The sequence below is a fragment of the Priestia aryabhattai genome (assembly GCF_023715685.1).
GTDB lineage: Bacteria > Bacillota > Bacilli > Bacillales > Bacillaceae_H > Priestia > Priestia aryabhattai_B.
Window position 1 is genome coordinate 609,256 of sequence record NZ_JAMBOQ010000002.1, and the last position, 20,319, is coordinate 629,574.

26 protein-coding genes and 1 pseudogene are annotated in these 20,319 nt (G+C 38.2%); 18 read left to right on the forward strand and 9 right to left on the reverse strand.

Annotated elements, in window-relative coordinates; translation table 11 throughout:
• Positions 1–209: 209 nt before the first annotated feature.
• The gene (locus tag M3225_RS09995; RefSeq protein WP_251393039.1) at positions 210–2,243 is read left to right on the forward strand and encodes a Na+/H+ antiporter; all 2,034 of its coding nucleotides are present in this window, start codon (positions 210–212) and stop codon (positions 2,241–2,243) included.
• Between the two features lie 62 nt (positions 2,244–2,305).
• Here the strand turns inward: M3225_RS09995 and M3225_RS10000 are convergent, their stop codons facing one another.
• A complete protein-coding gene (locus tag M3225_RS10000; protein WP_251393041.1) occupies positions 2,306–2,497 on the reverse strand; it encodes a histidine phosphatase family protein in 192 nt (63 codons plus the stop codon).
• On the reverse strand, positions 2,473–2,859 hold the full coding sequence (locus tag M3225_RS10005; protein ID WP_251393043.1) for a histidine phosphatase family protein: 387 nt from the start codon (positions 2,857–2,859) through the stop codon (positions 2,473–2,475). Before M3225_RS10005 ends, M3225_RS10000 begins: the two co-directional genes overlap by 25 nt.
• Before the next feature lie 263 nt (positions 2,860–3,122).
• On the opposite strand from M3225_RS10005, the gene M3225_RS10010 reads away from it, so the two are divergent.
• Positions 3,123–4,004: a M23 family metallopeptidase gene (locus tag M3225_RS10010; RefSeq protein ID WP_251393046.1), complete on the forward strand. Its 882-nt coding sequence runs from the start codon at positions 3,123–3,125 to the stop codon at positions 4,002–4,004.
• Positions 4,005–4,034: 30 nt separating this feature from the next.
• Here M3225_RS10010 and M3225_RS10015 read toward each other — a convergent pair whose 3' ends face one another.
• Positions 4,035–4,493 carry a hypothetical protein gene (locus M3225_RS10015; protein WP_251393048.1) on the reverse strand — a complete coding sequence of 153 codons (459 nt, stop codon included), beginning with the start codon at positions 4,491–4,493 and terminating at the stop codon, positions 4,035–4,037.
• A 200-nt stretch (positions 4,494–4,693) separates the two neighbouring features.
• Here M3225_RS10015 and M3225_RS10020 point away from each other — a divergent pair, with 200 nt between their 5' ends.
• From M3225_RS10020 to M3225_RS10035, 4 genes are all read left to right on the forward strand, one after another.
• A complete protein-coding gene (locus tag M3225_RS10020; protein WP_285885541.1) occupies positions 4,694–5,338 on the forward strand; it encodes a GntR family transcriptional regulator in 645 nt (214 codons plus the stop codon).
• A gap of 81 nt (positions 5,339–5,419) precedes the next feature.
• Entirely contained in the window at positions 5,420–6,451 is a 1,032-nt protein-coding gene (locus M3225_RS10025) for a zinc-dependent alcohol dehydrogenase (RefSeq protein WP_251393055.1), read from the forward strand.
• On the forward strand, positions 6,448–7,209 hold the full coding sequence (locus M3225_RS10030) for an SDR family oxidoreductase (protein ID WP_251393058.1): 762 nt from the start codon (positions 6,448–6,450) through the stop codon (positions 7,207–7,209). The genes M3225_RS10025 and M3225_RS10030 overlap by 4 nt, the downstream gene beginning before the upstream one ends.
• A gap of 62 nt (positions 7,210–7,271) precedes the next feature.
• Complete coding sequence (locus tag M3225_RS10035) at positions 7,272–7,631, forward strand: hypothetical protein (protein ID WP_251393060.1); 360 nt, start codon at positions 7,272–7,274, stop codon at positions 7,629–7,631.
• Positions 7,632–7,674: 43 nt separating this feature from the next.
• Here M3225_RS10035 and M3225_RS10040 read toward each other — a convergent pair whose 3' ends face one another.
• The gene (locus tag M3225_RS10040) at positions 7,675–7,905 is read right to left on the reverse strand and encodes a hypothetical protein (RefSeq protein ID WP_013057513.1); all 231 of its coding nucleotides are present in this window, start codon (positions 7,903–7,905) and stop codon (positions 7,675–7,677) included.
• A gap of 267 nt (positions 7,906–8,172) precedes the next feature.
• On the opposite strand from M3225_RS10040, the pseudogene M3225_RS10045 reads away from it, so the two are divergent.
• Positions 8,173–8,684, forward strand: a pseudogene (locus M3225_RS10045) (topology modulation protein).
• 77 nt (positions 8,685–8,761) lie between these two features.
• Here M3225_RS10045 and M3225_RS10050 read toward each other — a convergent pair.
• Together M3225_RS10050 and M3225_RS10055 are read right to left on the reverse strand one after the other, a co-directional pair.
• On the reverse strand, positions 8,762–9,433 hold the full coding sequence (locus M3225_RS10050; protein WP_251393062.1) for a glyoxalase: 672 nt from the start codon (positions 9,431–9,433) through the stop codon (positions 8,762–8,764).
• Positions 9,434–9,476: 43 nt separating this feature from the next.
• Positions 9,477–9,878 (reverse strand): hypothetical protein, encoded by a 402-nt coding sequence (locus M3225_RS10055; RefSeq protein WP_251393064.1) that lies wholly within the window; start codon positions 9,876–9,878, stop codon positions 9,477–9,479.
• Positions 9,879–10,008: 130 nt separating this feature from the next.
• Here M3225_RS10055 and M3225_RS10060 point away from each other — a divergent pair, with 130 nt between their 5' ends.
• Together M3225_RS10060 and M3225_RS10065 are read left to right on the forward strand one after the other, a co-directional pair.
• Positions 10,009–11,244 carry an MFS transporter gene (locus tag M3225_RS10060; protein WP_251393066.1) on the forward strand — a complete coding sequence of 412 codons (1,236 nt, stop codon included), beginning with the start codon at positions 10,009–10,011 and terminating at the stop codon, positions 11,242–11,244.
• Positions 11,245–11,267: 23 nt separating this feature from the next.
• Entirely contained in the window at positions 11,268–11,690 is a 423-nt protein-coding gene (locus M3225_RS10065) for a GNAT family N-acetyltransferase (protein WP_251393068.1), read from the forward strand.
• 7 nt (positions 11,691–11,697) lie between these two features.
• On the opposite strand, the gene M3225_RS10070 is transcribed toward M3225_RS10065, so the two are convergent.
• Complete coding sequence (locus M3225_RS10070) at positions 11,698–12,609, reverse strand: DMT family transporter (RefSeq protein ID WP_251393070.1); 912 nt, start codon at positions 12,607–12,609, stop codon at positions 11,698–11,700.
• A 167-nt stretch (positions 12,610–12,776) separates the two neighbouring features.
• On the reverse strand, positions 12,777–12,923 hold the full coding sequence (locus M3225_RS10075) for a hypothetical protein (protein ID WP_251393072.1): 147 nt from the start codon (positions 12,921–12,923) through the stop codon (positions 12,777–12,779).
• 225 nt (positions 12,924–13,148) lie between these two features.
• On the opposite strand from M3225_RS10075, the gene M3225_RS10080 reads away from it, so the two are divergent.
• Both M3225_RS10080 and M3225_RS10085 read left to right on the forward strand, forming a co-directional pair.
• Complete coding sequence (locus M3225_RS10080; protein ID WP_251393082.1) at positions 13,149–14,039, forward strand: LysR family transcriptional regulator; 891 nt, start codon at positions 13,149–13,151, stop codon at positions 14,037–14,039.
• Positions 14,040–14,123: 84 nt separating this feature from the next.
• Positions 14,124–15,296 (forward strand): iron-containing alcohol dehydrogenase, encoded by a 1,173-nt coding sequence (locus tag M3225_RS10085; RefSeq protein ID WP_251393084.1) that lies wholly within the window; start codon positions 14,124–14,126, stop codon positions 15,294–15,296.
• 36 nt (positions 15,297–15,332) lie between these two features.
• Here M3225_RS10085 and M3225_RS10090 read toward each other — a convergent pair whose 3' ends face one another.
• Positions 15,333–15,665: a hypothetical protein gene (locus M3225_RS10090; RefSeq protein ID WP_251393086.1), complete on the reverse strand. Its 333-nt coding sequence runs from the start codon at positions 15,663–15,665 to the stop codon at positions 15,333–15,335.
• A 107-nt stretch (positions 15,666–15,772) separates the two neighbouring features.
• Here M3225_RS10090 and M3225_RS10095 point away from each other — a divergent pair, with 107 nt between their 5' ends.
• From M3225_RS10095 to M3225_RS10125, 7 genes are all read left to right on the forward strand, one after another.
• Complete coding sequence (locus M3225_RS10095; RefSeq protein ID WP_251393095.1) at positions 15,773–16,099, forward strand: EAL domain-containing protein; 327 nt, start codon at positions 15,773–15,775, stop codon at positions 16,097–16,099.
• A 29-nt stretch (positions 16,100–16,128) separates the two neighbouring features.
• Entirely contained in the window at positions 16,129–16,284 is a 156-nt protein-coding gene (locus M3225_RS10100; protein WP_251393097.1) for a hypothetical protein, read from the forward strand.
• Positions 16,285–16,414: 130 nt separating this feature from the next.
• The gene (locus tag M3225_RS10105; RefSeq protein WP_251393099.1) at positions 16,415–17,659 is read left to right on the forward strand and encodes a YeeE/YedE family protein; all 1,245 of its coding nucleotides are present in this window, start codon (positions 16,415–16,417) and stop codon (positions 17,657–17,659) included.
• Between the two features lie 314 nt (positions 17,660–17,973).
• The gene (locus M3225_RS10110) at positions 17,974–19,080 is read left to right on the forward strand and encodes a CapA family protein (RefSeq protein WP_251393101.1); all 1,107 of its coding nucleotides are present in this window, start codon (positions 17,974–17,976) and stop codon (positions 19,078–19,080) included.
• A 92-nt stretch (positions 19,081–19,172) separates the two neighbouring features.
• Positions 19,173–19,358, forward strand: a complete 186-nt coding sequence (locus M3225_RS10115; protein WP_251393103.1) for a DUF4083 family protein — start codon at positions 19,173–19,175, stop codon at positions 19,356–19,358.
• Positions 19,359–19,458: 100 nt separating this feature from the next.
• On the forward strand, positions 19,459–19,692 hold the full coding sequence (locus M3225_RS10120; protein ID WP_251393105.1) for a hypothetical protein: 234 nt from the start codon (positions 19,459–19,461) through the stop codon (positions 19,690–19,692).
• A gap of 103 nt (positions 19,693–19,795) precedes the next feature.
• Positions 19,796–20,281: a GNAT family N-acetyltransferase gene (locus M3225_RS10125; RefSeq protein ID WP_251393107.1), complete on the forward strand. Its 486-nt coding sequence runs from the start codon at positions 19,796–19,798 to the stop codon at positions 20,279–20,281.
• The last annotated feature ends 38 nt before the right edge of the window (positions 20,282–20,319 follow it).

The following is a 20,319-nucleotide window of genomic DNA, read 5'->3' on the forward strand; positions in this document are numbered from 1 at the left end:
AGCTGATTTATATGGTAAATAAAGAATATCATGTATACTATTCCCTTAATGTCGGTAGAAATAAACTTACGGAAAAGAAAGAGCAGTTTTTATTAACCTGCAACATTTTTTGGCAGAAAAAGCGTAAACTAAACACTATAAAATGAACGAAAAGAGATAACGTGATACCTTTAAAAGGATGTAAATAGAAGTAGGAGTCGATTGTTTTTATGGAATTTTTTCTGACGATATTAGTCTTATTGGCTTTGATTGGTCTATCTAATATCATTAATCATTTTGTACCATTTATTCCTGTTCCGTTAGTTCAAATAGCTTTGGGAGCAGTGCTTGCTATCTTGCCATTTGGCGGAGATGTACATTTAGAGCCTGAGTTATTTTTTATTTTATTTATTGCCCCGCTATTATTCAATGATGGAAAAAATGTGTCAAGAGCGGCTCTTTGGAAGCTTCGCACACCTATTTTATTACTAGCGCTGGGACTGGTGTTTGTAACGGTGGCAGTAGGGGGATATCTAATTAATTGGCTCATCCCCTCCATTCCACTACCGGCGGCATTTGCACTAGCCGCTATTTTATCCCCAACAGATGTAGTAGCCGTTGGAGCTATGGCGAGCCGAGTAAAGCTGCCTAAGCGAATTATGCATTTGCTTGAAGGCGAAGGGCTGATGAATGATGCCTCTGGTCTTGTAGCGTTTCAAGTAGCAGTAGCTGCTACCGTAACGGGCGTCTTTTCGATAGTAGATGCTACATTTCAGTTCCTTTGGGTAGCGCTGGGTGGTTTGTTTGTAGGAGCATTTATCGCTTTTCTGATTATCAGACTGCGTGTACTTGTTCGACGTTTAGGAATGGAAGATATTACAATTCATATGTTAATTCAAATTCTAACTCCGTTTGTTGTCTTTTACATTGCTGAACATTTTCATTTATCAGGAATCTTGGCAGTTGTAGCGGGCGGTATTGTGCATGCGATTGAGCGCGACCGAGAAGAATCGCCTAACCAGCAGCTTAAAGTAGTATCAAAAAGTACTTGGACGGTTATTTTATATTTGTTAAATGGCTTGGTGTTTGTACTGCTTGGTCTGCAAATACCAAAAGTGGCGAAAGCAATTATTCAAGATCCAAACTTTAATAATGGACAAGTGCTTCTTTATATTTTGATTATTACTGTCTTTTTGCTTGTCCTGCGCTTCATATGGGTGATGGTGTCATGGTCAGTAGGGTGGTATTACAAAAATAACAAGCATTTAAAACCTGAGCCTCGGTCCATTGGCATTATTACGGTTTCAGGTGTACGAGGGGCTGTTACGTTAGCCGGAGCGTTTTCGATTCCTTATACGCTTGATAACGGCAGTGATTTTCCTGAACGCTCTCTGATTATTTTTCTAGCAGCAGGCGTTATATTGTTAACCTTAGTTACGGCAAGTATTCTTTTACCCGTCATTGCGAAAACAGAAAAGGCGCCGAAGAAGCCTGAGCGCAATACAAAAGAGGTTAAAGCACGCATTAAAGTACACAAAGCTGCTATTCAGCGGTTAAAAAGAGAAATGACCGAGGAAAATCGAGGAGCAGCCCTTTCATTAATTTCAACGTATAATACAACGATTAATAACATCATCGTTAAAACTCATCCTTTAGAAGCCTCTGAACACAAACAGTATGAAGAAGAAATTCGATTGCTGGCTCTTCAGGCCAAGGGGAAATTGGTGGAAAAGCTATTAAAAGAGGAGAAAATAGACCGTGAGACAGCGTATATTTGTTTGGAACATACGCACAAGCTTGAAATGGCTGTAACCAATCGTGTAAGGTACAAATTATTGGTGAGCTGGATGAGGTTTAAAAAAGTTTTATTATTACTAGTCCGAATTTTTTCACCGAATAAGCAGGCGTTAAGAAAACAAAGCTTGCGAAGAAGAAGCAAAGTGAACAAAGTACGTATTCAAATGATTGAAGAAGCGATAAAGGTCATTAAAGAAAATATGAACGAAGAAAATCGAATGGTTTCACTTGCTATTATTAGTGAATACCATAGATCTATGGCAAGACTTAGAAAAGAGAGTACGGAGTATAATTCGCGCAAACGTAAAAAAGCAACGAGAGATTTATGTTATAAAGCGTTTCATACTGAGCGGGAAACGGTGCAAGAACTTTATGAAAAAGGAGAAATTACGCGTGAAATCGCTCATAATATCCGAAAAGATATCGCTTTGCGTGAAGCATTAATAATTGAAGAAAATGGTTATTAAAAAGTCGCAGAGGCTGGTCTCTGCGACTTTTTTTAGGAATGTCTTTTCTAGTAAGCTTCATTCTATTCCTTCTCAAATAAATAAAGCTTTCCGTTAACAGCAATATCAAAACGAGGCCCTTTAAAGCCGCGTTTTATAAGTTCTTTACGCATAAACTTCATAATGCCTCCGTGGCTGACAATCAACAAATCGTCTTCTGACTCAGAAATAGCGCGATCTAGCACTGCTGCTACTTTTCTCTTAGTCTCAGCCATATCTTTACGGGCTTGTTTATTGATGAGTCCGGACAATTGATGAGTCCGGACATGCGAAACAGTAATGCCCAGAGGATAAAAGGAAGTTTAAATTTAAATGGAATAATAGGCATAGGTATTTCCCTAAGTTCCGGAAGAAGAGTGATCTCTTGTTTATAAATATGCTTTGCCGTTTTGTGTGCACGCGGCATATCGCTTGAAAAACAGCGTTTCCATTCAATATTATTCAAATCAGTCTCTCCATACGTAATATCTGATTCATCATATTCCTGAAACCAAGCCACTAGTTCATCGGTGGATAAGCGGTGGTTTTCTGGAAGCCCTTTGTTTACTTTGTAATGACGTACTAATGCTACTTTCATTGTATGATCTCCTTAAAAGCTAAGCGCCAAAAACACATACTCGGCGCAGCTTGATTTTCTTATTTAACGTTATTTTCATCATGCTGCACCTCCTTTCAAATATTTGTAAAATAAGTATAAAATGCATTGAGAAAATTGTAAATACGGCATAAAAGAAGATTTTGAAGTGGAATAATTGGAAAATGAAACCTTTTTATAAGATAAAACGTATTACTTATAGATAATTCAAACAAATTGAAATACATATAAAAGGGTGGATTACAATGATGGATACAGAGAAAAAAGTGAACATCACAGAAGAGTTTGGAACTTTATTTGCAGAAGGGGATTTTAAGAAGGTTTATGCTGGTGTAAGCGAAGAATTTAAACGTCAAGTTTCGCTTCAGCAATTTTTGGAGCAAAGCAAATTGTTTAATCAAGGAGAACAGTTCTATAGCCTAGAAACAAATCTTCATTTAACTCCTCAAATTGAGCAGTTTATTTGGTTAAATTCTACGCAGACAAAAGCAATCAGCGTTATGTTTGATGAACATAGCATTATTCAAGCACTTGTGCTTGCTCCTATAGAATCATTTTCAGATAGAGATCGATGGAGTACAAACAAATATACGATGCCAATTCAAAGCGAATGGTTTGTCTATTGGGGAGGAAAGCATGAGATGTTGAACTATCACCATCCAGTTGAAAACCAAAGGTATGCGTATGATTTAGTCGTGCGAAAAGGAAAGCAAAGTTATAAAAATGATGGAATGAAAAACGAAGATTACTATGCATATGGAAAAAAGGTTGTAGCTCCGCTAAAAGGAGTCGTCGTTTCAGCAGTTGATGGCCAAGAAGACAATAAAATTGGGCAAACAAATAAAAAATATCCTTTTGGAAATCACGTTATCATTGAGCATGAAGGAAAAGAATATAGTGTGCTTGCACATTTGAAGAAAGGATCGGTTTCTGTGAAAAAAGGAGACGAGGTTCGTAAAGGAACGCTGCTTGGAAGGTGTGGAAATTCCGGGAATTCATCCGAGCCACATATTCATTTTCACGTCATGGATGCCCCTGACATAGAAACTTCAAAAAGTTTGCGGATTCAGTTTCATACAGCTGTTGAACCGATTCGAGGAGATACAGTCATTCCATTTTTCTATTGATTAAAAAGCCACAGCTAAAGCTGTGGCTTTTTATGCATGGCTTTCCTCAAATATAAAGTCAAGCATTCGCTGAAACAAGTAAAGGATAATGGCTACGGTAGTCATGACAAGGAAAAGGCCAAAATGACTGATTTCATACAGATTATAAAGATCAATTTTAACGAGAAAAGGAACAATTACATAACCATGAATCAAATCCAAAATAATGTTAACAAGTATGTACAAGATAAATCCGGGATACGTAAGGTAAAAGACAAAGATAGTAATCACAATATGAAGGCAATAAATCGTTGCTCCCATGCTAGTAAGAAAAAACACGTTTTCTTGAACCGTCCACCAGTGCATTTTTTCCGCTACTTGATAGGCGATTGTCATCATTAATGCAGCAAATAACCCTACAGTAAAAAAGCGTTTAACACGCTGTTTATCAAGCAGCAGCAGTAAAAACCATGGAATAACAAGAATCCCCCATAATATAATTTGATTCATTCATCTTCCCACCTTTTATTTATCAGTAGTTTTTAGTGTAAGAAAGAATTGTAAAAATATACATTTGTGGAAAGAAACCGTTTACAATAAGGTTTCTTATCTATATACTAGTTCTTGAATACTTGTATACAAGTTGGTTAAGGAAGTGATGACACATTAAAAAGGTAACCTACCCGGAAATATGGCTTCGCGGAGCCTCGCTGGGAGAACAGGTTGTAAGCAAATTGAGAATTCAAATTATGAGCGGCGAGTTGAAGAAAGGAACCATACTATCCGAAAATCAGCTGTCGGCAGAGTTTGGAATGAGTCGATCTCCTATAAGAGAAGCGCTGCGGACCCTTTCAAACGAAGGGCTCATTGACTTACAGCGAATGGGAGCAGTTGTTATTGGTTTAACAACTAGAGATTTACACGAGCTGTACGATGTTCGTCTGCTTTTAGAACATTTTGTCTTAGAACGTTTATCTGATGTCAATCATGATTCGCTTATTAAAAAGCTTGAGCAAAGTATTGATCAAATGAACATGGCAGCTAAATACGATGACTATGTAGAATTTGCTTATCAAGATTTGCGGTTTCATGAGCTCGTGATTATCGAAGCAGAACACAAGCGGATATTAAGATTGTGGGAAAGCATCCGTGAAATTATTTTAGCGGCCCTTTTAATTACCACAGAAAAAAGATTTCGAGATGACAAAGAAGCTGTTATGCCACTGATTGAACAGCATCGTGAAATGATTAAGGCATTAAAGTCTCAAAATATAAAACGTATTCAAGATGAAGTGAAACGTCATTTTAAAGATACGCGAAATACCATAACAGCTTCACTTGTAAATGAAGCATAAAAAAAGGGTATAAAAGTTCCAGAATTTTTTTGGATCTTTTTATTTTCAACTTGTCGACAAGTATACAAAGGGGATGGGGAAATGAAAGCAGGTGTCTACGTTTCAGAAACAAAAGCCGTCATGCAGCAGAAAGCGAAGCCGGTCATAAAAGAAGGAGAAGCGCTTGTAAAGGTATCTCATGTTGGAATTTGCGGAACGGATATGATGATTTATTTTGGAAAACACCCTAGAGCGCAAGCGCCACTTATTATGGGACATGAATTCAGCGGAGTTATAGAGGAGATCCAAGGGGAAACGGAATTTTCTCTAGGTGACCGCGTAGCAGTTGAACCTACGCTTAGCTGCGGAACATGCGAAGCCTGTGTAAAAGGACAGTTTCATGTTTGTAAGAAGTTAAAACTAATTGGCATTGATCAAGATGGAGGGTTCGCGCAGTACGTGTCTGTTCCAGTGAACCGTCTTCACCCTTTGCCGGAGAAACTGTCTAGCGCATATGCAGCTCTTGCAGAACCTGTAGCGGTTGCCGTACATACAGTACGACGCTCACGGTTGAAAGTAGGGGACCAAGTTGTCATTTTAGGGGCAGGGCCTATCGGACTTCTGATTGCCATGATTGCGAAACGAGCAGGAGCAAAAAAAGTAATGATCTCAGACATTAGCTCTTATCGCTTAACTAAAGGGAACGAACTTGGCTTTATACCAATTGATGCAACGAAAAAAGACGTAGTAAAAGAAGTACGTTTGCTTACGAACGACGTCGGTGCAGACGTTGTATTTGAAGTAGCCGGAAATCAAATTACAGCAAAACAAATGGTTGAAACAAGCCGTATTCAAGGAGAGATTGTTGTGGTCAGCGTATACAAAAACGCCCCAGAAGTGGATTTGGCAGCGATGCACTTTAAAGAAATTTCATTAACTACAACGAGATGTTATACAAGGGAAGATTTTCAGACGGCTATTGATTTATTGGCAAGCGGTCAAATAGCAGCAGATTCTTTGATTTCTCATAAGCTGCCGCTTGAAGATATTCAAGCAGGGTTTGAGTTTATGCAGCGGCCTGATGAATCCCTTAAAATTTTATTTGCGCCAAACGGAGAGGAGAATAAACAATGACAGTAGATTTGTTTTCTTTAGATGGTAAAGTAGCAGCGATTACGGGAGCAACGAGAGGTATTGGAAGATCAATGGCAATTGCTTTGGCAGAAGCAGGAGCGGATATCGCGCTATTGCAGCGATCAAAGGAATTTCTTGGAGTAAAAGAAGAAATTGAATGTCTCGGAAGAAAATGTTTTATTGTTAACTGTGATTTAGAAAATGCTTCTGAAGTAAGCGAAGCGATCTCATCGGTTGTTGGTCATTTTGGAAAGCTCGATATTTTAGTGAACAATGCAGGCATTCAAAGGCGTTCACCCGCTGTAGACTTTGCAGAAGAAGATTGGGACGCTGTTATAAATGTTAATTTAAAAACGGTATGGTTATTGTGTCAGCAAGCGGGCAGGCAAATGCTTAAACAAGGAAGCGGAAAAATCATTAATATGGCATCTCTGCTTTCTTACCAAGGAGGCATTACCGTTCCAGCTTACGCAGCAGCAAAAGGCGGAGTTGCCCAGCTTACAAAGGCTTTGTCTAATGAATGGGCAGCAAAAGGCGTAAATGTTAATGGAATTGTACCAGGGTATATTGCTACCGATATGAATGAAGCACTTATTAGCGATGAAACGCGCAGCCGACAGATTATTGAGCGTATTCCCGCAGGCAGATGGGGGCAAGGAGATGATTTTAAAGGAGCCGTCGTCTTTTTAGCATCTGATGCGTCTGCTTATATTCATGGGCACTTACTTGCCATAGACGGAGGATGGCTAGGAAGATAATGCATGAATGAACGAATTTTTTCATATCATGAACAAACTTGATTAAAAGGAGCGTTCGTGGTATGAAAGTGTGGGTATTAAATGTTGGCATTGCTGTCACAATGCTTACAACTGCTTGGATGGTGTATACAAAGCCTGAAGAGAAAGAGGTTTCGCTATTTTCTTACGATCAGCCTTCCATATCTGTTCAAAAACAGAGCACAGACTTTGAAAAAGCGTTAAAAGCTTTTTTGACGCAGCATGGTTATCAAGAAGTTACTGTACTGAATGACTATGCGGAAGCTCAAGTTCTGGTTCTACTGCCCCTCGAACACCTTTCTTCCCATAAGAAGAGGGAAATTCAGCAAATGGTAAATCAAATTGCCAAGCAGTATCACGTTAATCCTGATGTAGTTAATGTTCAGTTATACGAAAAAGAGTAAAAGCCTTTTAGAAAGGGGAATACCCCTCTACAAAAGGCTTTTTTTACTCTTTTTTCTTCTCTTGTTCAGCTAGCTCTTCTTGTCTTTTAAAATGTGATTTTCCTAACGCATACACAAAACTAAAAAACAAAGGAAGTAAAATAGTCAGCAGCACAAGGCGGGTAAGCATATCGCCTAGGTCATTTCTCGTCAAGTAAATATTAATAGCTGCAATGACAATATAAATAAAAATACCGAGGTTTCGTAAAAATCTCTTTAGCATAGATGCATTCATTTTTTTCACCTTACTTTTATATACTCACATTTAAGTTAAAGGAAACGATTGATAAAAGCAACCTATTTACTACAAAGCAAGAAGGAATACAGGAATTTATGATGAATGTTTATATGTTATCTGGAAATTACGGAAATAAAAGAGCTAATATAAACCTGTTTTATACAGCAGCCCGCTCTGAATACACCGATTGCACCGAGTCAGCTATAAACAATTAACCGCCTTCTCTTCAATCAGCTTTATTTCTTAAAAAGGTAAGGTGATGAGATGAAAAGAGTACTGGTAATGGGCGTTTCTCCAGGGTAGGAAAGTCTACATTTGCTAAAGAATTAGGAAAAAAGCTTGATCTAGAAGTATATCATTTAGATAGCCTGTATTGGCAGCCGGGCTGGACGGAAAGAGACGATGATAGTTTTAGAGAATTGCAGGAGAACATTGTAAGAAAAGACAGCTGGGTTATCGACGGAAACTACAGCAATTCGTATGACTTGCGAGTGAAGCGTGCAGATACCATTATTTATTTAGAGCTGCCGCTAATCGTTTGTGTGTACCGAGTAATAAAGCGGAGGATTGTATATGCAAGAAAAACGCGTGAAGATATGGCAAAAGGATGCCCTGAAAAAGTAGATTGGTCATTTTTTACGTTTATTCTTACTACTTATCGAGAGAGGCAAAAAAAGATGAGAAAACGGTTTAAAAAGCTTAGAAATGATGAGGGTTGCAAGGTTTTTATGCTGATGAATAGAAAAGAAATTCAGGACTATATACAAAATCTATAAGGGAGTATGAGCTGAATTTTGCACAAAAATAGCCACGTAACAAGTTCGCTTGTTACGTGGCTTTACTGAAAAAACAATCATTCTTGCGTAATCCTCAACATTCCTTTTTCATCCAGCGCAACTACTAGAGAATGATTTACCTTTACCACTAATGGATGGACTTCAGAGTTCCGGTTCGAAAAAAACCACCGTCTTTTAGGCGTCCCTACAAGAAAAAACGCACTGCCGCTTCCTAAAAAGTTAAAGGTCTCGTTTAATAGCCTGTTGTTGCGCACAGTGATACCGGAGTTAATAAGCTGTGTCCCTACAGAGCGGACATGAGGCGTTGTCAAGTTGATTTCTCCTATGCTTAAAAGCGACCTAGAAGAAAAGGGGTCGTTGGATGGCGGGCAGTCCGAATGTCTTGAAATATATTCAACAATATTATGAGCAGGATCTTCAAAGTAAAACGAATGAGCATCAAATGATTCAAAATAAATATCATCTTTTTCCTCTTCTGTATTAAGGAAGACTCGCTGAGTAGCCCATTGTTTTGCTTCCATGAAGTGATTTGCTGGAACATTAAAAGCAAAATGGTAAAAGGGCTTTGTATGTAGAGAACTTTCTTTAAAAGTTAGCTCACTTTCACCAACCTTGATGGAAAAAGAATGAGGTGAAGCGGCGGTTAATGGAAAATCTAGAGAATTTACATAAAAATCCTTCAATGTGTCCAATAAGTGAGTGTACAGGACAGCTTGATTAATAATCATAAACCATTCCTCCTCGTTTAAAAGTTATCTAAAACACGTGGTATTAAACAGATCTTTCGCTCTCTTTTTGAATGCTGCTTTTCCAGTGAAGCTGAAAAGAGCCTTTATGCTCAGAGCCTATAAAGTTAATACGATATCTTCTCGTTTTTTCAGGTGTTAAATAAAGAGAGTTATTGGTCATTTCGAAGAAACGTGTACGTCTTGGATCTTCTACATACAAGGAGAGGTCTCCGCTTTTAGTGCTTTTAGATAGCGTAAAAGCATAGGTTACGCCTTTTTTGAGTTTAATGCTCCGAGAGTAGCGGCCTGTAAAGCTGTCGTATTCCCCCAAGAAAACCTCACTTCGTTCTTTTTTTATTCTGCCTCCCACAATTTGATTTTCCTGACCGTTAAAGTTAATAAGTAAAAAAGCGATAAGAACAATAAGAAAACTATATTTAAACATAAAAACCTCCATCTACTAAATTATAGATAGTTTTGGATTTCGTCAAATAGTGTTATAGTTTAAAAAGGGAAAAATTAACAAAAATATATTATCCTTTTGCATGTTACGTCTAACAGAAAGGAGAAAAGAATTGACTCAACGTTTTTATTTTTTAGCAGCAAGTCAAGTAACCACAAATTTAGGTTTTGTTGTTTATACAATGGCCCTCACTTCCTATATAAAGCAAAATACCGGTTCAACAGCTCTTGCGTCAATGATTACGATGACGAGCTTAATTGCTCGGCTCCTTAGTGGCCTTAGCGTACCTTTACTAGCCGATACATACAAATCTATTTACATTATGCGGTCTGTACAGGTTATGCAGATAGGAATGCTTGCTGGATTGTATGTGCTACTTACACAAGAATTTACAGTTACAGTACTAACGATGTGTTTTATCATCATTGGAATAATTTATTTTTTTAACGGCTTTTTTTCCATTTTCAAAACGTCTGTTGTGGGTAGCTTAGTAGGTAAAAGTCAAAGAATGCAGGCGAATAGCTTGCTTTCAACAATTGACCAAACCTTTCTATTTGCAGGGTGGTCGCTTGGTGGTTTAGTTTTATCCTTAACGGAATTCACTCAGTCTCTATTTATAACGGCAGGCCTTCTATTGATCTCGTTTGTTTGCTTGCTGTTTATAAAAGAAGCTGGTACATATAAACAAACACAAAAGCGAAGCGCAGCAAAACTAATGGAAGGATGGCGTTTTTTATGGATACATAAGCGCATCAGAGCACTTGTTATAATGGATATAATAGAATCACTGGTCGGAACGATTTGGATTGGCGCTATCACTCTTTCTTTTGTGAAAGAAGTGCTGGAAAAAGGAGAAGCGTGGTGGGGGTATATAAACGGTGCGTATTATTTCGGAAGCATAGTCGGGGGAATTATCGTGTATCGAATGTCTTCTATGATAAAAGGGAGGCTTTTGCTTTTTATGTTCGCAGGCTCAATTGGTTATGCTGTTTTAACCGGTTTTTACGGACTAGTAACGAACCCGTATCTAGCTTTAGTACTTTTGATAATGATGGGTCCTGCCTATCAGCTTCGAGACGTAGCTCAGGAAACTATTTATCAAAATACCTGCAGCAATCGGATACTTCCTAAAGTAATAGCGGCAAAATCAACTCTTGTACAGGCTGTGTTTATACTTTCTATCGCATTTGTAGGTACAGTAGCCGATTTGTTTGGGGTGAGGTTTGTGTATCTATTTTCAAGCTCCATGTTGCTGTTAACAGCTTTAACAGGCATGATAGCATTAGTGTATAACAAGTATTCTATCGAAATAGACAAGACGCCTGCTGAACGGAGAGGGGATATATGAAGATCACCAGGATAACGTACCTTATGGAACATGATATGAAAGAGCTGTTAATAGAAAGCCAGCGGGAAGGCTTTTTCTTTCTTACAAAGCTAGTAGCGGAGTATAAAAATGATCAAAATGTATTTATCAAAACAGGCGAAAGATTGTGGGGAGTTTACAGTGAACAAAGCAGATTAATAGGCGTAGCCGGCCTTAATCAAGGTCCTTATAGTCAGTATGCTAACGTTGGAAGAGTAAGAAGGTTTTACATCTCAGCTCAATTTCGGGGAAGAGGGATAGGCAAGCGCCTTCTAAAAGAGGTCATTAATTATGCAGAAAACTATTACGATAGCCTTGTCTTATATACAGATATGGACGAAGCGAAGTTATTTTATGAACAAAACGGCTTTGAACACGTATACAATCAACATAAAATCACTCATGAATACAAACTAAAAAGAGCCTAGGCTCTTTTTAGTTTGCTTTTTTAAGTTTAAGAGCCGCTTTAGGAGCAGGGCTTTTTTTAACAATATACAATCCGCTAAAAATAATAAGTCCTCCAAGCAGCTGCATGGTATTGATGGTCTCTCCGATTGTTACAGCAGCAAAAACAACGGCGAACAAAGGAATGACATACATATACACCATTACTTTTGTAGAGCCGATTTTACCAATTCCTACATACCACATCACCAGCCCGTACACCGTCACGAACAGAATAGAGTATGCCAGAGAGCTCCAGCTGCCTATATCTGTGGGCCATACAAGTGTTTGATAGGTGAAAAGACAATAGACGGTAAGCGGAATAGCTCCGATCAAAGCAGACCAGGCAGTCACGCGCAAAGCAGAATATTTTACGACTAAAGGTTTTGCTAAAATCGGGTACCAGCCCCACGCAATGGCTGCCACAATCCCCATGATATTTCCGAACCATGCAAGCTGCGACAGCGCATGACTAGAGTGACCGAACAGCAGTACAAATGCAGCCCCGCAAAAAGCAAGCACGGAGCCTAGCTGTGTTTTTAACGAAAAAGCTTCATGCTTATATAATATAGCTAAGATTCCTGTAAAAATAGGAGACATCGAAATAAGTAAAGAAGCATTTGTAGCTGTCGTGTACTTAACAGATACCATAAACAGCGTCTGGTAGAGAGTAACGCCTACTATACTAACTGCTATTAAACGTCCCCAGTCTTTCTTTTCAATACGAATGCCTCGTTCTATTATTCCTGTAATAAGTAAAAGAATAGGAGCAACCATTATAAAACGCAGCGCGCTAAATTGGATGGAAGACATATGAGTGACTCCAAATTTTCCGATTGTATAATTGGCTCCCCAAATTAACGCAACGGATAGTAATATCCATTCCAGCCAGCCTTTTTTCATGTAATCACCTCGGGTAAGTATAGAAACTAAATAAGTGCGGATATCCTTAGTTACAAAGTATACAGGAAGAAATTGTGTAAAAGGCCAGCCAATTCAGCTATTTTTATCTCATCCACTTGTTTATAACACAAACAAAAACGCAGCTGCATTAGCTGCGTTCACCACGGTTATCCGCATTCTTCTACCTCATCTAATCGCACAAGCTCCACTTTAAAAGAATGATTAATCGGTCGAATTTCACAGTATCCTGAATCATATACGTGAATCAGTACAAAGCGTTTTCCTTTATACACCACTTCTTTATAAGCTGTCACAAAATACACCCTTTCTTTTTATAGGTTTGCTTGTTTTTTCATTCTATGAACAAAAAACGGCGTAATTGCCTGAAATAAAAAGAATCTTTAGGGTTGATAAAATTGCTTGGCAAAACGAGTTCGCTTATACTGTACTGTGATTCTATTTGCGTATAGGTTCTGATTACTAGAACAGCTTTAGCATATGGATAACGAAACAAAACAGCAGTACATAAGGAGCAGCACATGGATATTAATTATTTATATACATTCAAAGAAGTAGTGAAGTGGGGGAGCTATACACGAACGGGTGAGGAGTTAGGGTATGCTCAGTCAAGCGTTACCACTCATATAAAGAAATTAGAGGATTATTATGGTCAAAAGCTATTTGAACGAACAGGACAAAAAATGAAGCTGACTCAGCCTGGTGAAGAATTGCTTTATTATGTTAACCAAGTAACTGAGTTATTAAATGAAGCAAAAGAGCGCCTTACTACAAACGAAGATGCAAGAGGCACGGTTTCAATAGGAACCGTGGAGTCACTGGCCGCTTATTTTATTACACCGTATATTCGTGAATTAAAAAAGCAGTACCCTTCTCTAAAGATTATGCTAGAAGCGGGTTTATGCCCAAATTTAACCCAAGGAATTATTGACGGAAAGTATGACGTAGCCGTTTTGCTTGATCGGCTTCAAACATCTTCAAGTTTAGAAGTGATTCCTATTCGAAAAGAAAACATGGTTATGATTGCTTCGCCTTCCCATTCTTTTAGTGAAAGAAACAACGTTATAATGGAAGAGTTTGAAGGGGAAACCATCATTTTAACCGAGAGTGGCTGCCCTTATCGCACGCTTTTAGAAGAGATGATGCGCAGCAGTGGTATTCATATGCAATCAGTGATTTCATTTAGCAGCCTTGAAGCGATTAAACAGTGCGTAGCGGATAATTTAGGTATTGCTCTTGTACCGGAAATAGCGGTGAAACAAGAGATTGAAAGCGGAAAACTAAATAAAATCCCGTTTGACCATGAAGAATTTTATCTTTATTCACAGCTCATATTCAAAAAGAAAAAATGGCTGACAGCACCTATTCAACAATTTATTTCACTTGTACAAGAAGGTTATCAAAAATATTGATAATAGGTATAGAGAATCTTCAATAATGATGAAGTTGCTTTCGTGATACACTTTTATGAGAAATGAAAACTAGAGGTGTAGAACATGAATATATTTTTGCAGTACAATCCTACAAAATTATACTTTGGAAAAAATCAAATTACGAAATTATCACAAGAGCTTGCTTCTTATCATAAACAAGTAAACGTTTTGTTAGTATACGGAGGAGGAAGTATCAAACGAAATGGCGTATATGACGAGGTGAAAGCTGAACTTCAGTCTATTAACGCAGTTGTTCACGAGCTGTCTGGTGTAGAACCTAACCCTCGTTTGACTACGGTAGCTAAAGGCGTTGACATATGTAAAAAAGAAAACGTTGATTTTCTCTTAGCTGTTGGGGGAGGAAGTGTAATCGATTGTACAAAAGCTATTGCAGCTGGAGCCGTGTATGAAGGAAATACATGGGACTTAATTACACGTAAAGGAGAGATTACAGGTGCTCTTCCTTTTGGAACGGTATTAACACTTGCAGCAACAGGATCTGAAATGAATTCAACTTCTGTAATCACGAATTGGGAAACAAAAGAAAAGCTAGGATGGACGTCTTCTCACGTATTTCCCGTCTTTTCTATCTTAGATCCGGCGTACACATTTTCAGTACCGCGCGACCAAACCGTCTATGGAATTGTTGACAGTATGTCGCATGCTCTTGAACACTATTTTCATCGTACAGAAAATACGCCGATGATTGACGGATTTATTGAATCATTGCTAAGAACGGCTGTACAAGAAGGTCCTAAGCTTCTTACAAACCTGACTTCTTATAAGTATCGTGAAACGATGATGTATATAAGCACGACAGCGTTTAACGGAAGCTTAGCAAACGGAACGGATGGAGGAGACTGGGCTACTCATCGTATTGAACATGCTCTGTCGGCCGTGTATGACATTCCCCACGGAGGCGGTCTTGCTATCTTGTTCCCTAATTGGCTGGAGCATGTGCTAAAAGAAAATCCTTTTCGTGTAAAACAATTGGCTGTAAACGTATTTGGCATTGACCCAGCGGGAAAAAGCGATGAAGAAACAGCAATGGAAGGAGCAAAAGCGCTTCGTGCTTTCTGGAATGACTTAGGAGCCCCGAACTGTTTGCGTGACTATGATATTGACGATCGTGAATTTGATGCTATTGTTGAAAAGACCTTTGTAAAACCAGGTGTTGGCACTTATAAAGAGCTTGATTATGCAAGCGTTCGAGATATTCTAGAAAGATCCAAATAAAAAGACGAGCTGCCTGCTCGTCTTTTTTATATGTACTTAATAATCCATTAGCAAATAAAGAAAAAGAAAAAAGCACAGCAAGATGCATCCTGCTCCTACCGTTATTTCGGAAAAGCCTTGAATAAACGTATTTTTGGGACTGCCTCCTTCATTTTGCAGTTGAAATACGCGTTTTCTTTTGTGCTCACGGACGATTACCAACGCACCAAAAATCACCGATAATAATGTAAAGAGCGGCACCACGATTAAAAACAGCTTAATAGAATACGCCCAGTACGATATATACAGCATATAATACATTGCCCCGGTACTTAAGACAAAGAGTATTAAAGAAAATAAAAACCACTTAGTAAAACGGTTTTTGCTCATGAATCATTCACTTCCTTATATCAAGTTCTTCGTATGATCTAGACAATAAAAGACGTCTATCATTTTACCAAAACTTTTGGGTGCATTCTATTATACCGCCCTTTAAAATGTTTGAAGCTGCTCAAGTAAGAAATAAAACCCTCGCCCTTGACCGAGTTTGCCGCTTAGAAGCCGTAAAAAATGCCAGCGTTATTGATCATCAGCTGATTTTTATTAATTTCATTCCTACAGCAATATATAATCCCGAGCATTGCTTGACATCTACATTTGCGTTAATTAAAGAATTGAATATAAAACCAGAGCAAATTGTGTTTGAAGTTATTGAAACGGAGGATGTTCAAGATATTGAGCATTTAAAAAACATTTTGAATTATTATCGCTCCCACGGATTTAAATATGCTTTAGATGACGTAGGGTTGGTTATAACACGCTGAAGCGGCTTTTAGAAGTGGAGCCTGACGTGGTGAAATTAGCATTTAAATTCACAAACGGAGTCAGTAAGAATGAGAAACAGAAAAAAGTCGCCCAAGAGATGTTAGCTATCACCCATAAAATGGGGGCGAAGGCTCTTGCGGAAGGGGTAGAGACAGAAGAACAGAAACTTCTGCTTTTTGTATGACTAAAGGTAAGAATATTTTAAAAATAAACAATTCACTTTCATTTTGCTAAATAGTTTACAGGAGAAGGGAAGTGCTATAAAATGATAAATATTAATTCTTAGTATTTCTATCAGAAAAGGAGTGGATGATTTGGCACAAACGTTGCACTCATCATATAAATCAAAGCCAACCACTGTTGTAACAGAATTAAGCCCTATGCAAAAGCCATTATTTGCAGGAGGGGTTATAGCAGCGGTTATTTTACTTCTTGCGATTGTGCTAACGACTGATTGGACGCAAGGTGCTTTATTTATTATCGGTCTAGCGTTAGGAATGACGCTTCTGTACGCACGCTTTGGCTTTACATCAGCATTTCGCCGACTCGTATCTGTCGGAAATGTTCAAGGTTTGCAAGCGCATATGCTTATGCTAGCGATTGCTTCAACGCTGTTTGCAATTATTTTAAGTACAGGCTTTAGCTTTACAGGCGTAACGCCAAAAGGATATGTTTCACCTGTAGGAGTAAGCGTTATAGTTGGTTCGTTTATGTTTGGAATTGGCATGCAGCTAGGAAATGGGTGTGCCTCAGGGACGTTGTATTCGTTAGGTGGCGGCTCCTCTTCCATGATTTTAACACTTTTAGCTTTTATTGTAGGTTCTATGTTCGGGGCGTATCATTTGCCATTTTGGCAAAAACAACCTTCGCTTCCGCCTATTTCATTAGCTGAATCCACGGGTCTTGGTTATTTTGGTGCTTGGATTGTACAGCTCATCGCGTTCGCAGCGATTTACTGGATTACGATTCAAATTGCCAAAAAGAAAAATCCGCCTATGATGAAACAGCTTCCTACTACAAAAGGGTGGAAAAAAATTATTCGCGGCTCTTGGCCTCTATTTACCGCAGCGATTGTGCTGGCTGTATTAAATGCATTGACGCTTGCTGTAAGAGGAAATCCTTGGGGAATTACTTCTGCTTTTGCTTTATGGGGCGGAAAAGCGATGATGGCAGTTGGGATAGATGTATCGAGCTGGGGGTTTTTCCAAGGTGCGAATGGAGAAGCGCTAACGCAAAGTGTGCTAGCGGACTCTACTAGCGTGTTAAACTTTGGGATCATACTAGGCGCCTTCATTTCAGCGACGGCGCAAGGGACGTTCAAACCTGGAAAAATTAAGCCCGGCGTTGCAGGAGCAGCTGTTGTTGGCGGCCTTTTAATGGGATATGGTGCGCGTCTTGCTTTTGGCTGTAACATCGGCGCTTACTTTGGCGGCATTGCTTCATTTAGTCTTCATGGATGGGTATGGATGGTTATGGCGATGCTTGGCACAGGCTTAGCACTATTTATCCGACCGTTATTTGGACTCAAAAACCCTAAATCTAATGATTCGATTTGTTAAGTTTAGATAAAACCTTCTTTGCATGAGCAAAGGAGGTTTTTATTTTAGGTGATGTTTGGAAATCGCTATGCTTTTTTGTAAATTACTTGACATTTATTACAGCTCATCAGTTTTCTCCTTAGCGTTTGTACTACTTTTTCTTAGCAAAAACCTCTTGTCTTAACCCAAGAAGAGTATACATAACTTCCTTTTTTTATAAAAATTTCACTTATTTTGCCGATATAACAGGAGGATTGTATGTATTTGGCGAAATGTAGAGTAAACACCATGTCCAAACACAGTTATTAAAATGTAAAAAGGGGTTTTAACGTTACATGAATAAGTATTTAAAAAAAGCTGTTATTTATGGAAGTTTGTGTTTTTTACTGGGAGCATGCGGAGGAGCAGGAGAACAAACATCTTCTGAACCGCAGAAAAAAGAAGAAGCTGTAAAATCTAAAGAAGAAGCGACAAAAAAAGACAAAAAAGAGGGCATTAATACAACCATTAAAATTAGCGCAGCGGGAGATTTTACATTAGGAAATGATGAAAGCTTCAGCTACGATTCTACTTTTAATGACGTAGCGGCAAGAAATGGCCTGCCGTATTTTACACAACATGTAAAGTCGATCTTTGAACAAGATGATTTAACAACGGTTAATTTAGAAACCACGCTGACAACTGCGACCGAAAAAGCAAGTAAAACATTTCGTTTTAAAGGTGATCCTTCTTTTGTGAATATTTTAAAACAAGGAAGTATTGAAACCGTTAACTTAGCTAATAATCATACACGTGATTATTTACAGCAAGGATATGAAGATACAAGAGAGAACTTAAAGAAAAGCGGAATAGGCTATTTTGGCTATGAAGATACATATATCACAACGGTAAAAGGAGTCAAAGTAGGATTGCTTGGATATCCGGGCTGGGATGACACAAAAGAAATAAGAAGCGAGATTAAAGACGGAATTAAGTCTTTAAAAGAAAAAGGGGCTAAAATTATCATTGTGCATTTTCACTGGGGATCTGAACGACACTATGTTCCTGATACAGCGCAGCAAGCATTGGCGAAGTATACAATTGATAACGGAGCAGATTTGATTTTAGGTCATCATCCTCATGTTGTTCAAGGAATTGAAGAGTACAAAAATAAATTTATTGTCTATAGCTTAGGAAACTTTATGTTTGGCGGAAACAAAAATCCAAGTGATAAAGATACATTTGTATTTCAGCAGACGTTTACGATTAAAGATGGAAAGCTAACGACTAATAAAGACATCAACGTCATTCCATTCCGTATTTCTTCCACAACGGCGCGAAATGACTACCGACCTACGCCTTTAACAGGAGCCGAAAAGGACCGAGTGAAAAATAAACTGATTGATGTTTCCAATCAAATCAAACAGGAAAAGTGGACGGTTTACGATGAAGATAGTAAATGAAGCTCTCAGCACTGAGAGCGTTTTTTATAAAATAAAGCGATATACATCCATAAAAATGATATAATGTAAAAAAATAGATTAAAGGTGGAACTATGGTTAATATAGGTGATGTTATTCTTCAAATCGTTATGCTGCTTATCTTTATAGGAGGAGTAGGGGCAATTATTGCATTTATTATAGGCGTAAAAAGGCTGATTCAAAAGCAAGGGGCAAATGAAAAAAGGCTTCAGCGAATGGAGCAAAAGTTAGATGATATGCTGAAAAATAAAGAGTCTTGACTATACAGAAGCACTGTTAACATATCAGTGCTTCTGCACTTGACAATTTATAAAAAAGCAGTAAGATATGTATACATCATTTATATAGGGAGGAAGTTACATGGCAAAGTCAAAAGCAAAAAAAATGCGTGATAAAATGACGCGTGAAGGAAAACGAAATCCAGAATTAAACCGCAGTCTGTTTGTATTTGCAGACATGGAAACTCGCAAAACCAAAACAAAGCAGGAAAAACTTCAGCATCACGACACAAAACATAAAAAACGATTATCAGACGGAGCGTACAATACCGGAGATGATCGTTTTTTTGTTGCATTTAATATATCTACAAAATGAAACAGCGCTTTTGGACTATCTATCTTCACTTTGCCCCAAACATTCTTACTGTAAACTTCCGCAAAAAACCCTTATGATAGTAAAAAAAGGAGATGAACTAAGAATGCTTACTATTGAAAAAGTACCTAAAAGCCAAGCGGGCGTTTTGCAAAATTTGTATTCTCTTTATCTCCACGATTTATCTGCGTATACACCTTCTTTAGATATTCGCGAAGATGGAGCTTTTCATTTTGAAGAGCTGCCGCTGTTTTGGAAAGTAGAAGGCCTCTCGCCATACTTTATTAAAGTAGATGGTGAGCTGACGGGCTTTTTCTTACTTCTTGAACAGCCCGCGCTTCAGCAAGAAGCAGATTACTGCATCAATGATTTTTTTATCTTAAACAAATATCGAGGGCAGGGCATCGCTTCTAAAACGGTAAAAGACATTTTTTCTAATCGAAAAGGAACGTATATGATTATTGAGCTTGCAGACAACAAGCCAGCTATTTCATTTTGGAAGCATATTTATGAAAGTCTACATATTTCCTTTCAAGAAAAGAAAATTGAAATTGACGGAGAGCCAACTCTTGTTCAAACATTTAATGTATAAAATCCTTCTGAAAAACAGAAGGGTTTTTTTATTGAACT